Origin of the sequence: Stieleria magnilauensis, from assembly GCA_007753675.1 — a bacterium.
GTDB lineage: Bacteria > Planctomycetota > Planctomycetia > Pirellulales > Pirellulaceae > Stieleria > Stieleria magnilauensis.
In genome coordinates, this window is the sequence record CP036432.1 from 4220415 (window position 1) to 4238997 (window position 18583).

General features: G+C 60.1%; 15 protein-coding genes. 4 read left to right on the forward strand and 11 right to left on the reverse strand.

From position 1 onward, the window contains the following. Window positions 1–45: 45 nt before the first annotated feature. A complete protein-coding gene (locus tag TBK1r_RS14940; RefSeq protein ID WP_145212024.1) occupies window positions 46–2532 on the reverse strand; it encodes a sulfatase-like hydrolase/transferase in 2487 nt (828 codons plus the stop codon). Window positions 2533–2910: 378 nt separating this feature from the next. Between TBK1r_RS14940 and TBK1r_RS14945 the strand changes: the two genes are divergently transcribed. Then, the gene (locus tag TBK1r_RS14945) at window positions 2911–3351 is read left to right on the forward strand and encodes a hypothetical protein (RefSeq protein ID WP_145212027.1); all 441 of its coding nucleotides are present in this window, start codon (window positions 2911–2913) and stop codon (window positions 3349–3351) included. Window positions 3352–3461: 110 nt separating this feature from the next. Here TBK1r_RS14945 and TBK1r_RS14950 read toward each other — a convergent pair whose 3' ends face one another. The 10 genes from TBK1r_RS14950 to TBK1r_RS14995 form a co-directional block, all read right to left on the reverse strand. Next, window positions 3462–5078, reverse strand: a complete 1617-nt coding sequence (locus TBK1r_RS14950; RefSeq protein WP_145212030.1) for a 2Fe-2S iron-sulfur cluster-binding protein — start codon at window positions 5076–5078, stop codon at window positions 3462–3464. A gap of 23 nt (window positions 5079–5101) precedes the next feature. Beyond that, window positions 5102–7516 carry an NAD(P)H-dependent oxidoreductase subunit E gene (locus TBK1r_RS14955; protein WP_145212034.1) on the reverse strand — a complete coding sequence of 805 codons (2415 nt, stop codon included), beginning with the start codon at window positions 7514–7516 and terminating at the stop codon, window positions 5102–5104. 24 nt (window positions 7517–7540) lie between these two features. Further along, entirely contained in the window at window positions 7541–9331 is a 1791-nt protein-coding gene (locus tag TBK1r_RS14960; protein ID WP_419581364.1) for an outer membrane protein assembly factor BamB family protein, read from the reverse strand. Then, complete coding sequence (locus TBK1r_RS14965; RefSeq protein ID WP_145212040.1) at window positions 9328–10713, reverse strand: 4Fe-4S binding protein; 1386 nt, start codon at window positions 10711–10713, stop codon at window positions 9328–9330. Before TBK1r_RS14965 ends, TBK1r_RS14960 begins: the two co-directional genes overlap by 4 nt. Continuing rightward, on the reverse strand, window positions 10706–11356 hold the full coding sequence (locus tag TBK1r_RS14970) for a 4Fe-4S binding protein (protein WP_145212043.1): 651 nt from the start codon (window positions 11354–11356) through the stop codon (window positions 10706–10708). Before TBK1r_RS14970 ends, TBK1r_RS14965 begins: the two co-directional genes overlap by 8 nt. Next, window positions 11353–11583, reverse strand: a complete 231-nt coding sequence (locus TBK1r_RS14975) for a hypothetical protein (protein WP_145212046.1) — start codon at window positions 11581–11583, stop codon at window positions 11353–11355. Before TBK1r_RS14975 ends, TBK1r_RS14970 begins: the two co-directional genes overlap by 4 nt. A gap of 156 nt (window positions 11584–11739) precedes the next feature. Further along, entirely contained in the window at window positions 11740–12774 is a 1035-nt protein-coding gene (locus tag TBK1r_RS14980) for an NHL repeat-containing protein (RefSeq protein WP_145212049.1), read from the reverse strand. Window positions 12775–12820: 46 nt separating this feature from the next. Further along, entirely contained in the window at window positions 12821–14218 is a 1398-nt protein-coding gene (locus TBK1r_RS14985) for an outer membrane protein assembly factor BamB family protein (RefSeq protein ID WP_145212052.1), read from the reverse strand. A 28-nt stretch (window positions 14219–14246) separates the two neighbouring features. Next, on the reverse strand, window positions 14247–15542 hold the full coding sequence (locus tag TBK1r_RS14990) for an outer membrane protein assembly factor BamB family protein (protein WP_145212055.1): 1296 nt from the start codon (window positions 15540–15542) through the stop codon (window positions 14247–14249). A gap of 518 nt (window positions 15543–16060) precedes the next feature. Beyond that, window positions 16061–16897: a universal stress protein gene (locus TBK1r_RS14995; protein ID WP_145212058.1), complete on the reverse strand. Its 837-nt coding sequence runs from the start codon at window positions 16895–16897 to the stop codon at window positions 16061–16063. A 371-nt stretch (window positions 16898–17268) separates the two neighbouring features. Here TBK1r_RS14995 and TBK1r_RS15000 point away from each other — a divergent pair, with 371 nt between their 5' ends. The 3 genes from TBK1r_RS15000 (at window position 17269) to TBK1r_RS15010 (ending at window position 18532) form a co-directional block, all read left to right on the forward strand. After that, window positions 17269–17436, forward strand: a complete 168-nt coding sequence (locus TBK1r_RS15000; protein ID WP_145212061.1) for a DUF1328 domain-containing protein — start codon at window positions 17269–17271, stop codon at window positions 17434–17436. Window positions 17437–17586: 150 nt separating this feature from the next. Next, entirely contained in the window at window positions 17587–17829 is a 243-nt protein-coding gene (locus TBK1r_RS15005) for a hypothetical protein (protein WP_419581365.1), read from the forward strand. Between the two features lie 121 nt (window positions 17830–17950). After that, window positions 17951–18532 carry a TIGR03067 domain-containing protein gene (locus tag TBK1r_RS15010; protein WP_145212064.1) on the forward strand — a complete coding sequence of 194 codons (582 nt, stop codon included), beginning with the start codon at window positions 17951–17953 and terminating at the stop codon, window positions 18530–18532. Window positions 18533–18583 lie beyond the last annotated feature (51 nt).

Sequence of the window (18583 nt, forward strand, 5' to 3'; positions counted from 1 at the left end):
CGGTGCAGAATGGGCTTCCACTGGGAGCCTCTTCCACTTGCCGCCCTACTTCGCTGCCTGAATGTCCGCGAGCGTCTCGGCGTAGCGATGGCCGAATTCCAACAGCGATTGACGATCAAAATGAGTGTTGTCGCTTTTGAGCGCCAACCCGGTCGACTCGACGAACGCGCACGCCGGCAATTCCGAAGCGACTTCGCGATGGGCTTGGTCCACTCGCTTTCGATGCTCCGTCCACTTTGGCGTGTCGCGCTGCGCCAGACCGCCGATGAGGATCGGAGTTTTCGCGCCGACGTGACTGCGGAATCGTTCCATCACCTCCGTCAGATTTGACTTGTACGCCTCGGCCAGTCCCGGTTTGCAATCCGATTCGCCTTGATGCCACAGGATTCCCTTGAATGTTCCGCTGGCCATGGCCGTTTGAATCCGCCGCAAGGCGTCATCGTAAGGATGCGTTTTGGTTTGTGGGTGATAGCCTCCGGGCGCCCATGCGGCGATCGGTGATCCGCCGACGGCACAGGGCACCAATCCGACAGTGACATCGGGGTGCTCGCTCGCATAGCGTCTGGCAAACCCGCGTCCGAGTCCCACGCCGGCGATGGATTTGTCAAAGTGCAACGGGTCGGTCGCCGGGACCCAATTTCCGTCACGATCGAGCATCAGGATTCGCGGATCGGGGACACGATCGGCCGGCGTCACCTTGCCTCGACCGGCCATGTTCGATTGCCCGGCAAGCAGAAACAGGTGGAATTGTTTTTTCGACGGCAGGTCCGCGCTGGTAATGGTCACGCCGCCGAGTTCGATCATCTGGCCGTCCTGTTGGCGTTTCAGTTGCAGAGTCGTTTGTCCGGCCGCGATGTTGATCATCCCCAAAGACTGTTGGCCGAAGAACAGCATACGGCGGGGCGTTGCCTGAGAATCCCAGTCAGGACGGACGACCGATTCGGACTTGAAACGTTGCAGCGTCGCCGAAATGTCCTGGTCCGCGATCGCTGCCGAGACCGAGACGTCTTTGGCGTTGCAAACGTAGTGCAGCGTGATCTGGTAGCGTCCCGATTCGGCAACGTCGATCGGCCACGAGATCGTGTCGGCGGCCGAGGTCCAGTTGTCGACCCAGCCGTGCGCCCAGCTGATGTTGTCTGCGAACCCCGGGTTGCCGGTCAGTGTTGCATCGACCGATGGAATAAAGGTCGGTCGTTGTTTGGTAATCGGAACGTGACGTGCTTGCGTGATGCTTGGCGTGATGGCGTCGACATAGCCTTCGATCTCGGATTTCAACCGCTCGGTGGTCTCGGGATGCTGTTCGGCGATGTCGGTTTCCTGTCCGGGATCGGCATGCATGTCAAACAGCGCGACCTTGGCATTTTCGATGGTCAGCCGATATTGATTGGTGCGGACGGCAGCCTTGCCGAATTTTTCGAGCTGCGATTGGTTCGGGCGATAGGTCAAAATGGAACGCTCGGCGAGTGCCGGATCGCTGCCGTCTTGAATCAATTTCACCAGGCTTTGGCCGTCCAACGCAGCCGAATCATCCGATGGAATTCCACACCATTGGGCGAGTGTCGGCAGCAAATCGATGTGGGCGGTGATTTGCTCAATCCGCTTCGGTTGGATCTGCCCCGGCCAGCGGATGAAGCACGGCACGCGGCACCCGCCTTCGTGGACGCTGCCTTTGGCGCCGCGCATGCCGCCGTTGAATCGTTTGCCGTTGGGCCCGTTGTCGGTCAAGAACAGGACGATGGTGTCGTTCGTTTTGCCTTGCTGCTCGAGCGTGTTCAACAAGCGGTCGACGTTGTCGTCGATGTTTTCGACCATCGCGTAGACCGCCGCGGTTTTCTCTGAAACTTCTCCGGTGTCGTACTTGTCGAACAGGTCTTGGCGGACTTGGAACGGTCCGTGCGGCGCGTTGTAAGGCACGTAGCAGAAAAAGGGTTGCTCGCGCGGCGTCTTGAGGAACTCGATCGCGGCGTCGGTCAGCACATCGGTGATGTAGCCTTTGGTTCGCACGGGGACGCCGTTTCGTTCCAGCAGCGGATCGTCGTAGAGGTTGAAGTGACCGCCGCAAAAACCGAAGAATTCTTCGAAGCCTTGGCCGTTGGGATGCAACGGCATCTGGGCGCCGTTGTGCCATTTCCCGAAACAGCCGGTTGCATAACCGGCGTCGCGAAACCGTTCCGCCATCGTACGTTCCGCCGCCCGCATGACTTCGCGGCGACCGGTGACGCCGGCAACGCCGGTGCGTTCGGGGTACCGCCCGGTCAACAGTGCCGCCCGCGTGGGTGCGCAAACCGGTGACACATAAAACCGGTTCAGCCGAACGCTCTCGCCGGCCAGGCGATCCAGCGTCGGAGTCGAAATGATGGAGTTGCCGCTGGAACCCAAATCGCCCCAGCCCTGATCGTCAGTCAGAATCAACAACACGTTGGGGCGGGCGGTTGACTCTGCCGCCTCGGCCTTGAGCAACGATGTGAGTAGGGACGCGGTGGCGAGAACTGCGAGTGCCGTGATTTGACGTGACAATAGACGCAAAAACATACTGCGGGGACCGGGCGATGTCGGGTGATGAAACTTGGTGATCAGGCTAGATCTTATCCAAGTTTGCCGCGCCACTCGCCACATCTGAAAAAAACTCTGCAAGATCCCTGGGCGATCGACACATCCGATCGCAATGTCGACCTTACAAAGTTTGGCAAGCCGCCCCCGTATCTCCCCAACCCGTCGTCCGTGCGGCCATGACTCGCTCCGCGGAATCCGATACGCTGAACAGCTTGACATCCTCCTGCGTGCCCGTTCGGTCCGCAACTTGCATCGTCGACTCAGTCGTCTCCAGCATGTTCAAGGAGGAATCATTCGTGGCTGGCAACCCGACCGCGTTCCCGTCAAAGACCGTTCCACTCCTCCAGAATTCTATTGATGCCCCCTCGCAGGCCCACCGTTGAACTTCGCAAGACGCTTGCCGTGTTGCCATCGGTCGTGCTGGCGCTGTTGCCGAGACTCGCTTGTCCGTGCCAGTATCCCGCCTATGCGGGACTGCTCGGCTGGCTGGGGCTGACGTTTCTCATGCAGACCGTGTACCTGTTTCCGCTGACCGCCGCCTGTTTGACCTTTGCCGTCGGCGGGCTGGCCGTCGGTGCCACACGTCGCCAAGGCTACGCGCCGTTTGGGATCGGACTGTTGGCGGCGATTGGGTTGCTCGTCGGTAAGTTTGTCATCAACGTTGACCTCGTCGTCTACGTCGCGATCGCCGTCTTGTTGGCCGTCTCGGTTTGGAATGCGTGGCCGAGCAAGAAGCGGTCCAAATTGCGGTTTGACGCCGAGGGGTATGTCCATTCGGATGAACATTCGACGCGCTGAAGACCGTGGGCGTTCGGCCTCGAGTGGAGTCGCAGGTTAGGCTGTGCCTGACGGCCCGATAGCTCGATAGCGCGATGGCATGCACAGCATGCCCTACTTGGCTACTCGGCTCATTGCTTCGCTTTGACGCGACTTGAGATTTGAATTTGCGTCAGTTCCGGCGGGCGGCGACTGGGCGCAAACGACAACGCGGCGGTGGGGCAGGCGTCGACACACTCTTCCGCCACCTTCGTCAAGGCATCATCGAGTTGCCCTTCAAACGGCACGCTCAGCAAGACATCAAAACCGCGACCGACGAAGGCCAGCCCCAGCGGCTCCTGGGCTCGTTCGGCAATCTTGATGCACAGTTCACACTTGATGCACTTGCCCGGTTCGAACAACACCGAGGAGGCGCGTCCGACCACCTCGTAAGGACGGCGCACCCTGGGAAAGCGGTTCGGGTTTGCGCCGTAGTACTCGGACCAACGTTCCAGTTTGCATTTGTTGTGTGCCACACAACCACAGCCCAAACATCGCTCGGATTGCTCCGTCGCGTCGGAGGGCACGTAGTCCGTGCCGTTCGCGGGAACGGAGCGTGGGGCAGGGACGGAGTTGGCCAGAAACTCTTCGATCTCGCCCGATTCCAAGCGACCGATGCGCGAAGAAAACTCGTGCCCCAGGCTGAGCTTCTTCCAGCCGGCGAGGTACTGGTTGATGATCGTTGCCGCTTCTTTGCCGTCAGCCGTACTCCGCACCACCATGCCGTTTCCTCGCAACGCATTGCCGACGGCGAACACGCCCCGGCGGTTGGTCGCGTAGGTTGCCGAGTCGACATCGATGCCCTTTCGACTCGCTTTGATTCCCAAGCGTTCCACCTGGTCGGGAGTGGCCCTGCCGATCGCCAACAGCACCGCGTCAAACTCCTCGCACAATGCATCGAGTTGCTCTTTCGTGGTGACAGACGTCTGCAAACGCACGTCCACGCCGAGCCGAATGATCTGCTTGATTTCCGCATCCAAGATGTCACGTGGCAAACTCTGTTCGTCTTCTTCGGTGCGGAGACGGCCGCCGAGTGATTCGTTCTGTTCGATCAACGTGCAAGCGTGCCCGGATCGACGCAGGTAAAACACGCCGGCCAGACCGGAGGGGCCGGCGCCGACCACGGCCACGCGTTTTCCGCTGTCCGGTTTGCAGGGCGGCAGATACGGATCGTCGGTCGCCAAATCGGCATCCGCCACGAAGCGTTTCAGATCGCAGATCGCGACGGGTCCGTCGGCGGTCTTGCGGCGACAGCCCTTTTCGCACGGCTTGGGACAGACGCGGCCGAGCACCGCCGGCAACGCAATGTCCGCTTTGATTGTGACGATGGCATCACGCAAATTTTCATGGCTGATTTGATCCAACATCAGCGGGATGTCCATGTGTGCCGGGCAGGCAAAGTCACAGGGGGCGCGACAGTCTCCGACGTGCTCGCTGAGCAGCAACTCCAACGCCGTCCGCCGCACGTCGCGAATCTCTTCGGTTTCGTTGTCGATCTCCATCCCCTCGACAACCTTGGTGCCACAGGCCGAGATCAATCGGCCGGAGCGGCGATCCTTGACCGTGCACACCTGGCACGAATTCGAAGGCTCGTAGCCTTTGAGATAACAGAGCGTGGGAATTTCAACGCCCAACAGCTCGGCGGCATCGATGATGTTCGATCCCGGCGGAACCTCCACTTCACGATCATCGATTTTAATTTTAAGCACGGTGGGCGACCTCGTTCTGAACTCTACTGTAAGAGCGTTGCAGGTTTTGATTTCGATTTGGATTTAGATTTGGGTTCCGACGCGATGAAGACGGCATCCTCGGGACAGACTTGGTAACAGGTGTCACATCGTGTGCAGCGATCCAGGTCGATCGTGTGTTTGTAATAAGGCGTCATCGGGATGGCATCGACGGGACAGTGTTGCGAACACAGCGTGCACCCGATGCACTTGTCGTTGATGCAATAGTCGATCAGATCGACACATTTGCCGGCCGGGCAGTATCCGGCGATGTGCGCCTCGTACTCCTCGCGAAAGTACTTCAACGTGGAAAGGATCGGATTGGGCGCGGTCTTGCCGAGACCGCACAGGCTGCCCGCACAGACCGATGTCGACAGCGTTTCGAGTTGTTCCAGATCACCTTGCTTGCCGTTGCCCGTGCACAGCCGGTCCAGGATGTCGAGCAAACGCCTGGTCCCGACGCGGCAGAACGTACATTTACCGCAAGACTGATCTTGGGTGAATTTTAGGAAGTAACGGGCGATGTCGACCATGCAATCCTTGTCATCGAGCACCACCAGTCCGCCGCTGCCCATGATGGAACCGACCGCGGACAATGATTCATAATCGATTTGCGTGTCCGCCAACTCGGCCGGGACGCAGCCGCCGGAGGGCCCGCCGATCTGCACGGCTTTGAACGTTCGCCCGGGCTCCACCCCGCCCCCGATGTCCTCGACGATCTGGCGAATCGTGATTCCCATCGGGACTTCGATCAAACCGCCGTTGCGAACCTTTCCGGCCAACGCAAACGCCTTCGTCCCCTTGCTGGTTGCCGTCCCCAGCTTGGCGAGTTCTTTGCCGCCATGGCGCAGGATCCAGGGAATCGTGGCCAGGGTTTCGACATTGTTGATCAACGTCGGTTTCTCCCAGAGTCCGCTTTCAGCTGGAAACGGCGGACGGATCCGCGGCGTGCCACGACCGCCTTCGATCGAGTGAATCAGTGCCGTTTCTTCGCCGCAAATGTAGGCCCCCGCGCCTTCGCGAATTTCAAGGTCGAAACGAAATTCGGTGCCCAACACGGAATCGCCCAGGATGCCGCCCTGCCGGCAGATTTCGATCGCGTTACGAATGCGTTCGACGGCCAACGGGTATTCGGCGCGGACGTAGAAGATGCCGTCATGGGCGTCGACCGTACACGCGGCGATCGCCATGCCTTCGATCACGCGAAACGGAATCGACTCCAACAGCACCTTGTCCATGAACGCGCCGGGGTCGCCCTCGTCACCGTTGCAGATGACGTATTTCGTCGGGCTCACTTGGCGACGGACGGTTCGCCATTTGATGTGCGTCGGAAATCCGGCACCGCCACGGCCCCGCAACCCACTGGCCTCGATCTCGTCAAGGATTTGTTCCGGCTGCAGTTGCGTGAGACATTTCTTTAACGACTCGAATCCGCCATGACGCATGTACTCGTCCAAATCGAGTGGATCGATCGCATCGAGCAAGTCCAACGTCAGGTGCTTTTGCGGACCGATGAAGCAGTCGACCACACCGTCGCGAGCGGCGCGGTGTTTCTGCAACACATCCTGGTCTTCATCGGATTGGATCCAATCGAGAATCCGCGACGCGGCGTAGCGGATCGGCTTGGAAATGCCCTTCGGGCGAAAGTGTTTCTCGACGATCTTTCGAGCCATCTCGGGATTGACATTCGTGTAGCTCTGGGACGTGCCGTCGGGCGATACCAACTCGACCAGCGGGACCTTGCTGCAGATCCCCGTGCAACCAATTTGTTTGACGTAGGCGTCGCCGCCGGAGTCATCGATCGCATCACACAGCGCTTCATGCACCTTGTCGCTGCCCAGTGCCAGGCAACACGAGCCCAACCCGATCCGGACCTCCGTGGTGTGCGGCCCCCGCGGCTGTGAGATCGGACGGTGCACGGCAGACAATTTGACGAATTCCGCTTCGTCGTATTCCTGCAGCATCCGTGGCGTCGTCTGTGAACTGACATGGCCGAAAATCGCATCATCGATTTGCACGACCGGCCCCAAGGTGCAACATCCCAGACAGGCCACTTTCTGGACCGTGAACTCACCCTCGGTATCGGTGTCCTCGTGCGGGGCGAGCTTGAGCTCGTGTCGAATCGCATCGTCGACCAGATCCGCCCCTTTGACGTGACAGGCCGTTCCCGTGCACACGCTGATCATGTGCTTGCCGACGGGATGATGTCGAAAGTGATCGTAGAACGACGCGACGCCGGTGATCGCGGCCGGCGTGATCTCGGTTTGTTCGCAAATCCGCCGCAGCGCCTCCTGCGGCAAATAACGATACTCCCTCTGCACCGCGTGCAAGATCGGGATGACCGCATCGGGGCCGCGACCGATCTGTTCGATCATTCGATCGACGGCGGTCAAGTCGATTCGTGGGTTTGTCGTGATCATTCGGCAGCTCGCCCGAAACTCGAGTCATTGATCATCAGCGTTTGCGCTCCCGATGCAGAACAAGTGCTCGCTTCCTCGGATGAAAATCTTCCCCTGGTGAAACGCCGGACAGGTCACGCATTCTTCTCCCAATTGAGCTTCCGAGATGCGATTGCACGCTTCGCCGGTCGGCTCGACCACCCATGCCGTGCCGTCTCGGCTGAACAAATAAACTCGATCTCCAACCAGGCTCGGGGACGAAAGGAAATCCGCTCCGAAATCTTCTTCCCACAACGGTTCACCGCCTTTCTGCTTGTCGAAACAGAACAGCGTGCCGTAGGAAGCCAGCGTCAAAACAAACTCGTCGGTGACCAGGGGGCTGCAGGTATCTGGCAGCCCGTAATCGGCGGTCCACTGCACATGGGTTTCGGTCACGTCGCCCGATCCGTCGACTGCAATGGCGGCATAGATCGCAGTGTCGTTGCCGGCATAGACGATGCCGTCGGAGTACACCGGCGAGGGGCCCACTTCGACACGTTCCAAGCAGTTTGCCCGCCACAGTTCCATCCCATCGCTCGGCGAGTGCGACATCACCCAGGGATCGCAACACGTAATGACCTGAGCTTGGCCGTCGTGCTCGATCACGATCGGTGACGACCAGGACGCCGGTGTCGCACGAATCGTTTCCCAGATCGGACTGCCGGTTGCACCGTCGAAACACATTAATTTGGAAAGCTGGTCCTCGCTGCTTCCCTGGTCGTACTGCACGATCACCGAACCCTGGTACGTCACCAGCGAAGACGCGTGGCCATAATTGTTTCGCTGCGGCACGCCCAACGAACGCGTCCACATTTCGTTGCCGGCGAAATCGAGTGCGACCAACTGCCCATCGGCAAACATCGCAAACACCAGACGTCCATCGGTCGCCATCGTCGGCGCGGCATAGCCGGTGTCATCGGAGGTCTTGATCGGCTGGCCGGCGACCGTGGGATCGACGGCGATGTCGGTGCTCCAAAGCAAACTACCGGAGCCGGCATCGAAACAGTAAACACCACGTTCCTCTGCAGTCGCGCCGGAGAGAAACACGCGGTCTTGCCACACGATGGGCGAATTGACACCGGGCAGCGGCACCACCGCCTTCCAAACTATCCCTTCGCCGGATTCACCGTCCCAGACCGTTGGGGCGTCTTGATCGGAAGCGATTCCCGAACCATCGGCCCCACGGAAACTGGGCCAGTTCGCCCGCATCTCGGCAGCACTTGGAAGTTCTGCAAGCACCGGTTCGATCACCGCATCTTGACCGTCGCTCTTCCGCTCGCCGACCGGATGGTGGACCGACGCCAAGGCATCCAAGGTGGACGGCAACACACTTTGGTGACCGGCTTTCATCGCCCAGGCCGTGCCGACCAGGACCAGCATCACGACGGCGACCGCCCATGGCCCCCGGTGGCTCAAGACTTCGTCGCTATCAGGACCGGGCAGTTTCGGCTTGGGGCGGGGCAGCTTGCGGTACAGCGTGGCGGCCCACTTGCTGAAGATCAGCGTGACGAGGATGCCGCCCAGCAACAGGTACGAACCCCGCTCGGTGAAACGCAACTCGCGGAAGTATTCTTGACGCAGCGCCAGGTCCAACGCCTGGATCTCTTGCCGCAGCTGATCGTTGTCGGGCTGCTGGAGGAACTGTTCCCTGAGCTGGACGAATGAAGTCGCTTCCAGGGGAACCTTGTCCAACCGGTTCATGCCATCGATCACCAAGATCACGCCGACGAGCGTCGAAAACACTCCGGCCACCCACGCGGAGAGCAGGATCGATCGATAGCCCAAATAAGCGTTCACGATTTCTTCCCTCCGACGGTCAATTGGACCAGCGGCCCCGTCGGCAGCTGACCGTCGGGCAGGGCTTCGGAAACATCGGAAATCAGACCGAGTCTGACCTTTTCGACCGGGCAATACCAGTAGCAACGACCGCAAGAAACACATCCCGCACGGTCTGCCTGGTAATCATCACGGCGACGCCGCACCGACAGATGGATCAGCTTGAAACCGATCACCAACCCGGTCCACGCACCGAGCAATCCGCCGAGGGTGACAAAGTCATTGCGCCGCGATAGCGCCGATTGATACAGCTGTTCCACCGACCGTCCCGATCCTCGAAAGGCGTCGCTGGCTTCGGTGGTGGATGCCGCCACACCCAACTCTTCCAGCCGCACCTGTTCGGCCAAACGCGACTCCGGGTGCCACTGCGACAGTGGAACAGCCAGCGCCGTCCCGAGCCACCAGAAACCGAGCACCACGACCGGCGCTACCATCAAGGCGGTTACCAATCGACGTTTCCCTTTTCGCCGACGTTCCGGCGACTGCGTGACCGTCGGCGGATGAATCGCTCCGTAGGGACAGACGTCTTCACAAAGCTGGCAATTGATGCAGGTGTCCGGCGGAATGCTCAAACGCCATTTGGAAAAACACGACAGCACACGCAGAATCGCGCCGTAAGGACACAGATAACGACAATACGGTCGACCGACAAACACGCTGATCAGCAAGATGCTGCTGCCGAACAGCAGCATGTCGGTGTTCGCACCCAGGCGGAAAAAGGGAATGAACGGATCGTAGCGACAGATGATGAATCCGGTTTTGGTCGCGGCGAAGATGACCGCGGCACCCAAGTAGATGTAGGCGACCAAACCCAACGAATGGTCCAGCCAGCGGGGCACCCTGATCGAGCGAACCGCGAGCAGCTCCTGCATCGCGCCGAGGGGACAGACCGACGCGCAGAACGTGCGTCCAAAGAACAGCGTGAACACCAACGGCAGCACAAAGAACGCCACCACCGTCAACGGCACCACGTACGTCGGATCAAAAATCGCCAACGCGACGTTCTGGGTCGCCCCCACCGGACAGACACAGCCTTGCCGCCAAAAACCGAACCACAGCAAGCTTGCGATCGTCAACAACAGCACGTTACGACGCGAACGCGACACCAGCGTGAAGTAGGACGCCAGGCACAACGCGACAAACAGAATCGCCACGTCCAAGAGAGGCGCCACCTCGCCCTGCACTTCCGGGACACTGGCCGTGGGGATCGGATGATCGGAGAATTCCGGAACCGGGAACATCAGATCCGACGACTCGTCCGCCATCACGCCGCCCATCAAGACACCGCCCACCAGGGCAACGACCAGCAACGCGGCAACACGGAGTCGAAAGATCCTATTCATCGGCTTGCACCTGATCGATCAGCTTCTGCGCGGCCTTGTCGGCTTTCCCCGCCTTTTGCCGCATCACGCCCAACGCCACCCGTTTCAATCGATAGGGTTTGTCGGCGGAAACGTTGACGAACGCGTCGCTGGGACACGCCACCGCGATCGCACACTCGTTGCAGTTGACACAGCGATCGTGCATGACTTGCAGGTACAGCGAACCGTTCATCAGGGCACAGCCCTTGACGCACATCGCACAGCCGATGCAGGCGTCGGTATCGATCGTGTACTCGTAGAAGTTTTGGCCCGCTTTGCCTTCGACGAAGGTGCGAATGATCGCTTCGGTCGGGCACAGCAAGTCCTCCGCGGCCGTGTCGCGACTGTCCAGTCCGTCCAGCGTGTAGTAGCCGGTGCAACGGTTGCAGAACCCGCACATGTCGAAACACTGAACGCATTTGACGGCCGATTCGTCGAGCACACAGTGGGTGGCACAGTTGCCGCATCCGACGCATTTGTCGGGATCGATCTGCCAACGGTTCTCGTCGGCCTGACCCCGACGGCCGGCCAGAAATCCACCCAACACCCCCGCGGACACGACGCCGGCGACGCGTGCGCCGTCGGCGAGAAAACCGCGTCTGTCGGTTTGTTTTTCGCTGTTCATGACGCATTCCCCTCGCTCGTTGATTGCCTGGCCTCGGCCGCTTTGGAAAGCTCACACGCTTTGAACAGCTCGCAGCTCTGGCAGGGAGATTCCAGCCGCACGCATCCACCGCGCAGCGCGCGGTCGATCAAGTTCAGTGACAAGACGGACAGGCCACCGAGGAGCATGTAGCGTCCGGTGCGAATCAGATATTGTCGACGATCGTCGTTTGTTTCTGGATGCGTCATTGGATGGATCCTCTTGCCGATGCCAGCGGGAAGCGTAGGCGAGCGGCGCGTGGGCGTTGTCGTGCGTCATGCGCCACTGGCTGACGCCACGTGCTGATAACGTCACGCGCCACTGGCTGACGCCGTGTGTTGGCAACGTTGATTTCGGCTTGTTTTTTATGCATCGTCGCCACCGATCCTTTCGAAAATCCGCACCGACTTTCGTCTCGGATCCAAAACCAAGATGCGACCCCGGCTGTCGGTCGCCACGTCAAAGATCGCTTCGGCTTGGACGGCGCGGGGGTCTCCGATTTCCGACTGGGCGACTCCCAACATGCTCGGCCCCGCGACCACACACTCAAATTCTCCGAACTCGCTGTAAACCTTGATCCGTGGGATGCCCTTTTCCGACGTCACGATTTCGCCACCGGGCAAGACCGCAAACTCGCTCGGATTGCAGCAACCAAAGAAACGGTCGATCGTCGCGCCGGGCTCGCCCCAACGAACTTCCAGCGCTCCGTCGAACGTGTACGTCTCCAGTCGCAGGGCGCCCGGGTTGGCAACGTGCAGCCGTCCTTCGGATCCGATCGCGATGTCGAAGTGGGCACTGGGGACGTTGAAGGTTCGTCCGCCGTTATCCGGATCGCCGATCGTTCCCACGCGTTGGCCGAACGGGTCGTATCGCAACACCACGCGGTTGCCCGCGTCGGCGACGAACACATCGTTGCCCGCAACCGCGATCGATGCCAGGATCACGTTCTGCTCCGGCACGTTCCAAATCCCGACGCGACTGCCGTTCGGCTGGAACACTTCGATCCTGTCGCCGCCACCGACGTAGATTCGACCCGGGAAGACATGTTCGTCACCACCGACGGCCACGCAGCCGGGTTGGCCTTCGGTTCGGATCACCGCCAACTCGGTGCCGTCTTGCGAATACACACGTACGGCTTGGTCACCGGCGACATAAATCTTGTCCGCGGGGCCGACGTCCATGCAGCGAACGTCATCCAACTGGACTTCGATTTCGCCAGTCTGCTCGAACTGGATCAATCCCGGATCGATGTCGTAGACACTGGAAAAATCGATCGTGAAGGATCGACGACTGCGCTGGGCCAACGGGTCGCTGCTGACGACGGCATAACTGGCGATGCCGACCGCCACAGCGATCACGGCGGTGACCAGCGTTCCGCGATGCTGATTCAGGAATCGCATGTGTCGTTGAACTCCATCTTCATCGGGGATCGGGTTTTCATCGCCATCAATTCGCTCGCAGATCCAGGCAAACCAGTCGTGTCATGTCGCGGAGGATCAATCGGCCCGCGACCATCGCCATCGGGCCCCAGGCATCATGGCCGCCGGGTAGCACCTTGTGCCGGGCCAGTCGTTTGTAGCCGGACGGAGTCGCCTCGGCGGCCGTCAGCGTTGCGTCGTCGTCCAAGATCAGCAGCAGGTCGTCGGCGAACAGGTAGGGACCGAGTCCGAACCGATCGCCGCCGCTGTCCCAAACCTCATTGCCATCGAGGTCCAAACAGACCATCGTTTTTGCGCCGACCTTTCGAATGCCGAACAGATGGCCGTCGCGGTAGATCGGTGTCTGTTGTTCGGAACTGAACTGTTTGGGCGTCAGTTCAAACAGGCTCTGGGCCTCGATCCCGCTGTCGGTCTTGACCAGTTGCAACATCAATGCTCCCGATCCATAGCCTCGGGACAGGAAAAGACGATCATCGGGTAACACCACCGGTGACGGACTGGTGGCATTGATTTCTTTCCAGGCGGTCGTTTCCCAAAGCAGTGTTCCGTCGTCGGCCGCAACGCCGGCGACGCCGCCGCTGGCGCAGTAGACATACGTCCGACGTCCCTGCAACTCCATCGGAACGATAGAAACATGCGTCATGTTCCAGCCCTTAGGATTCGGTGACTGCCAAATCACGTCGCCCGTCCGGTAATCAATCGCCATCAACATCGCGTCGCCACAAGGGGCAACGATCAAACGGTCTTGATCCACCAACGGGCATTGGCCGGTATACCATTCCGGCACTCGGGTTCCATGATCGCGTTCCAGATCGATTAACCAATGCGATTTTCCGGTCGCCGCATCCCAACACGCCAGATGACAACGAGGTCCCATCGTGATCACGTAGTCACCGACGATGGTCGGCACCGTTCGTGTCATGCCGTGATGAAACGCGACGACCACGGGATAGCTGTTGCGCCAGATTTCGCGGCCGTCGTCGAGAGACAAGCAACGCAGCGTGTCCGCTTCGGCTTCCTCGTCGTAATCCAACACGTAGACTCGCCCGTCGCTGATCGCGGCGCCGGCGTAACCCTCGGCGACGTCGATCGACCAGAGCACGGGGGGACCTTCGGCGGGCCAGGAGCGTGCCAACGGTGGGCCGCCGGTTGCAATCGAATCGCGGCCCGGACCGAGGAATCCTGGCCACTGGCCGGGAATTTCCGACGCGGTTCCAGGCCCGGCGATCGGCTGTCCCGGCTCGGGGCGAGCCGTCTGGCCGGACCGGTCGATCGTGCCGTCGCGTCCCGAAGTCCGCGGTTCCAGATCGCTCGGCGGCCCGGTCGCCAACCAGAACGCCAGCAACACGACTCCGACCGTCGCGGTCAGCGTGGGGAGAATCGCTTCGGGGGCGTGGACTTTCACAGGAACTACCTAGACAAACTCAACGAACTCACTTGCCGATGCAATACAGATGCTCTTCCGTGCGGATAAAGATTTGTCCCTCCGAGAACGCAGGCGTCGCGTTGGTCACGCCGCCCAAGTCGTTGCTGGCAACCTCTTCGTACTCTTGCGGGTTGGGCTTCAAAACGATCGTCGAGCCGCGTTGGCTGAGCGCGTACAAGTGCCCACCGGCCAGCACCATCGACGCCCAATGATCCTTCGCTCGACTCTTCCACGTACTCTCGCCCGTTTCGGCATTCAAACATTCCAGCGTGCCGGGACCGGAGTTGGGTCGAAAGATGTGACCGTCGACCAAGACGCCCGTGCCGACGCTGCTCGGGTTCCGTTTCTCGACGTGCCACAGCCGATTCGATGCGGTGACGTTGCCGGTGCCGCCCAGCTTGAAACCCATCGCCGGACCGCGCAGGTCGGCCATGGCGAAACCGATGCCCTCACCGATCAGCGGTGAAGAGCTGACCACGTCGTAACGCGAACCGTTCAATCCGTCGCACCACCACATCAGATCGCCGCTATCGAGATCGTAGGCGTTCACTCGCGTGCTCATGGCACAGATCACCTGCGGTCGGCCATCGACTTGGGCGACCACCGGCGTACTCCATGACCCGACGTCGTCGGGGCTCTTGTCGCCGCTGTAGGCTTCGTCGGTTTCCCACAGGGTCTTGCCGCTGGCCAAGTCAATCGCGGTCAAAAAAACGCGTTCTCCCGGGCCCGTTTGCAGCAGGACCTTGTCCTTGTAAATGATCGGCGACGAGCCATAACCCCAGATGTGTTTGAACTCGCCCAGATCGCGCGACCAAAGCGGCTTTCCGGCAAAGTCATAGGCGTGCAATCCCGCCGAACCATGCCAGACAACGACGTGCTCGCCATCGGAGGCGGGCGTCGTGCTGCCGAACGGGTTCTTTGAATGCGTGATGTCTTCACCAAACTCGACCGTCCGCGTCCAGAGCAGCTTTCCGTCGCTGCGGTCGACGCAAAGCAGACTGCGTTGGCGACCGTCCTCGGTGGCGCTGGTGAGGAACACACGTCCGCCCGAAACGATCGGACTGCCGGCTCCGGCGTCGGGAAGATCGACTTTCCACTTGATGTTTTCTTGCGGACTCCATGTCAACGGATAGTCAACGCCCTCGGCCACCCCGTTCCCATTGGCCCCGCGGAACTGTGGCCAATCGCCGGCGTTCGCACCCGGTGCCGCCCAGATCGGTGCCGTCCAAATCGCGGCCGGCCAAACTGCCGCCACGACGATGACCACCAAGCCCATGGTCAGTCCACCTCTCAACTTCGTCATCCGCTGGTCCCTCTTCGTGATACACCTGTTACGTCGATCCCCCAAATGGTTTTTCTCCGTCCATCACTACCGCACGTCGTGTTCCGACCCCGTTAAAACTTGGCGTGTGGCGCGACGCCGATCCCTGATGCGGGTGATTGCCAGAGTTTGCCGGGAAAAGCCTGGGAATCTCACGCCGCCAGCCAATCCTGTCGGGCAACGCTGTGAAGCATTTATTCCCTGCGTTTGACGAGGTGTTAGCGGCAGGGCGCAAGCCCTCCGATCCCTCATCGTTCCCGAAACACCGGAGGGCTCGCGCCCTACCGCTAAAAAATGCTTCACAGCGTTGCCTGTCGGGGTGGAAAAAGATCTACATGCGAAACGAATTGCAGAGCGTCGCAACGAAGACGTGAGACAACGCGTCACGAAATGTTGCGATGCCTCAGCGAGCGCGGGCGGATACGCACGCGGCTATGTCGCACAGAGATCAAGAGTCTTCGCCGCTTCCGCTACCGGTGGGCGGACGAGATTCCCCCGTTTTAATGAAACAAGAACAGCGGCAGATGCGACGCTTCGATCAACGTCTGGGTGAACGATCCGAGCAACACCTCGCGGATCCGTGAATGGCCACACGATCCTGCGACCAGCAGCCCCGCGTCCACCTCGGCGGCGAGACTCAACAACGCCTGTTCGACCTTCGTTTCCCCTTCGATCGCGTGCAGCTGCCCGTCAATGCCGTGAAGCTGTAGAAAATCAATGGCGGGCTGCGCGATCATCCGGGCCGATTCGACTGAAGCCGCCGCGGTCGCGACGTGGACCTTTCTGCCCGCGCCCAGACCCAACGTGACGAACGCCAACAGCGCTTGTCCGGCCGGCCGGCTGCCGTCATAGGCAATCAGCACATGGTCTTGCTGAGGCAGTGACAGGGGCACCGTGATCAGCGGACGCGGAGCCTGACGGAGCACCTTGCCCAAGGTGCTGTTGGCGGACGTTGCCGATTCCAAGGGCGTATCGCGGCTCAGGATGACCAGGTCCGATCGTTGGGCCTCCGTCACGATCTGCTCTGCCACATCCCCGCTTTTCCCACAACACTCCGCGCTGATCCCGGCAGTGCGACATCGCTGCTGGAAAGCGTCCAGGTTTTGCCGGGCCCGTTCGCGCAGCTGCCGGATCTCCCGTCGACGCTCCGCCTCGGCCGTCTCATCGGCGACGCCATAGATCGCAAGTTCCGTGTCGTCTTCGTCGACAATGTCGATGCCCACCAATCGGCATCCGTAGCGGCTGGCGAATTGAATCGAAAAATCCACGGCCACGTGACCGTTGGCGGAGCCGCCCACCCCGACCAACACGCGTTGCAGGTTCGAGACTTGGTTCATTGAATTTCCTTCTTGCTCGACGGTGGCAAAACGATGCGCATTGTCGCAAATCGTGCGCCATGCCGTGACAGGTTGTTTGCGACAACGAGTCACCCGCGACGGCTCCACTCCGCCTCACACCGCTCTTCATCTCTTCATCATACCCGCTCACATCCGTTCGAGTGCATTGACGATCGGCCCTTGCTCGGTTCTCGACCACGGTGGGTTCCCGGCATCCAGGCAAACCGATCCAACCCGGTGATTTACGGGCTTTTCGCTTTGGATTCACGCAAACATTTGATTTGGCACGGCAATCGCGTCGGTCGGTTGGCACTCGGCAAGTGGTGAAGTCCACCGCTTTGAAACAACCTGTTTAAACCCTGGAGATTGACATGTTGAGTTGGGCACTAACCTTTTTGGTGATTGCATTGATCGCCGCCGTCCTCGGATTCGGCGGCCTCGCCGGAACCGCTGCCACCATCGCAAAAATATTGTTCGTCGTGTTCCTGGTGTTGTTCATCATCGGACTGATCATGGGGCGCCGCGGTCCGGCCGTCTGACCGCTGGGCAACCACTGGCGATGCCACGGTGACCGTGGACCTATGCGTTGCAGGGTCCAAGTGCCCGACATTTTGACGACAGACATTCCAGTCACTGCAAACCGTCAGTTTCTGTCCGTTTAGCTCTCAATCGTTTTTTGGAGAAAGGTGATGCGCGCGATCATTGGTATAGCAATCCTTCTGCTCGTTCTGGCTTGGGTCGGCTGGGTTCAATTCAGTTCACCCGAGGGTGATCCGACGATGCGCGTCGATACCGACAAAGTTCGGCAAGACACCGCCGTGATCGTCGAGAAGTCCAAACAGGTGCTCGACGAAACGGCGGAGAAAGTGGATGCCAGCCTGGACACCGAACCGCATGACCATGACACCGAACCAGTTGAGACGGAACAGTAGCAGTCGACGCGGGCAACATGCATTGCACGCCTTGCGTCATCCGATGGAGCCACGCCCCCTGACGATTGACGACATTCTGTGATCGCGACGATCCAACCATTTTCAGCCTTGGAGACAAACCATGACCAACCGATTGTGCGCCGTGCTGGCGATTGTGTGCAGTTCCATGTTCGCCGTCGCGCCGGCGCCCGCCGAAGAGAAACAGGCCGAAGAGAAACAGGCCGAAGAGAAACAGGCCCACGAGAAGCCGAATGATACGCTGATCGAAAAGCTGCAAGGTCGCTGGGAAGTTGTCTCGGGGGTCAACCAGGGCCGCGAGCTGAGCGAATTGGAGGTCGAGGGGACCTATGTCACGATCTCGATCAATCGGATTGTCACCTATGATCGTGACGACCAACAGCGGTTTCGCGCCGTATTTCGCATCGACTCGTCCGCCAAGCCCGCGAAGATCACGATGACATCGGTGCCACAGCTGGCCAGACCCAGCGAGATCGACCCGCCACCGAAACCGGACGCGGCGGTCGCGGAGGGCATCATCCGATTCGACAACGATCATCGTTGGACGTTGTGCTACGCACTGAACGGCGCCGATCGGCCGAAGGACTTCCAGTCGCCCAAAGGCAGCAAGAACATGCTGCTGACCTTGGAACGAAAACCTGGCGATCCGACTCCCGATGAGTTAACCAAGAACAAGTCCAACTAGTGTGCTTTTTCTCGCCACCTTTTTCGGTCGTGGGTACGGTGACGAGTCCTG

Coding starts and splice junctions, on each gene's coding strand:
- TBK1r_RS14965 (WP_145212040.1), bottom strand. CDS start 10,713: ATGAATAGGATCTTTCGACTCCGTGTTGCCGCGTTGCTGGTCGTTGCC.
- TBK1r_RS15010 (WP_145212064.1), top strand. CDS start 17,951: ATGACCAACCGATTGTGCGCCGTGCTGGCGATTGTGTGCAGTTCCATG.
- TBK1r_RS14995 (WP_145212058.1), bottom strand. CDS start 16,897: ATGAACCAAGTCTCGAACCTGCAACGCGTGTTGGTCGGGGTGGGCGGC.
- TBK1r_RS14940 (WP_145212024.1), bottom strand. CDS start 2,532: ATGTTTTTGCGTCTATTGTCACGTCAAATCACGGCACTCGCAGTTCTC.
- TBK1r_RS15000 (WP_145212061.1), top strand. CDS start 17,269: ATGTTGAGTTGGGCACTAACCTTTTTGGTGATTGCATTGATCGCCGCC.
- TBK1r_RS15005 (WP_419581365.1), top strand. CDS start 17,587: ATGCGCGCGATCATTGGTATAGCAATCCTTCTGCTCGTTCTGGCTTGG.
- TBK1r_RS14955 (WP_145212034.1), bottom strand. CDS start 7,516: ATGATCACGACAAACCCACGAATCGACTTGACCGCCGTCGATCGAATG.
- TBK1r_RS14970 (WP_145212043.1), bottom strand. CDS start 11,356: ATGAACAGCGAAAAACAAACCGACAGACGCGGTTTTCTCGCCGACGGC.
- TBK1r_RS14975 (WP_145212046.1), bottom strand. CDS start 11,583: ATGACGCATCCAGAAACAAACGACGATCGTCGACAATATCTGATTCGC.
- TBK1r_RS14980 (WP_145212049.1), bottom strand. CDS start 12,774: ATGCGATTCCTGAATCAGCATCGCGGAACGCTGGTCACCGCCGTGATC.
- TBK1r_RS14945 (WP_145212027.1), top strand. CDS start 2,911: ATGCCCCCTCGCAGGCCCACCGTTGAACTTCGCAAGACGCTTGCCGTG.
- TBK1r_RS14990 (WP_145212055.1), bottom strand. CDS start 15,542: ATGACGAAGTTGAGAGGTGGACTGACCATGGGCTTGGTGGTCATCGTC.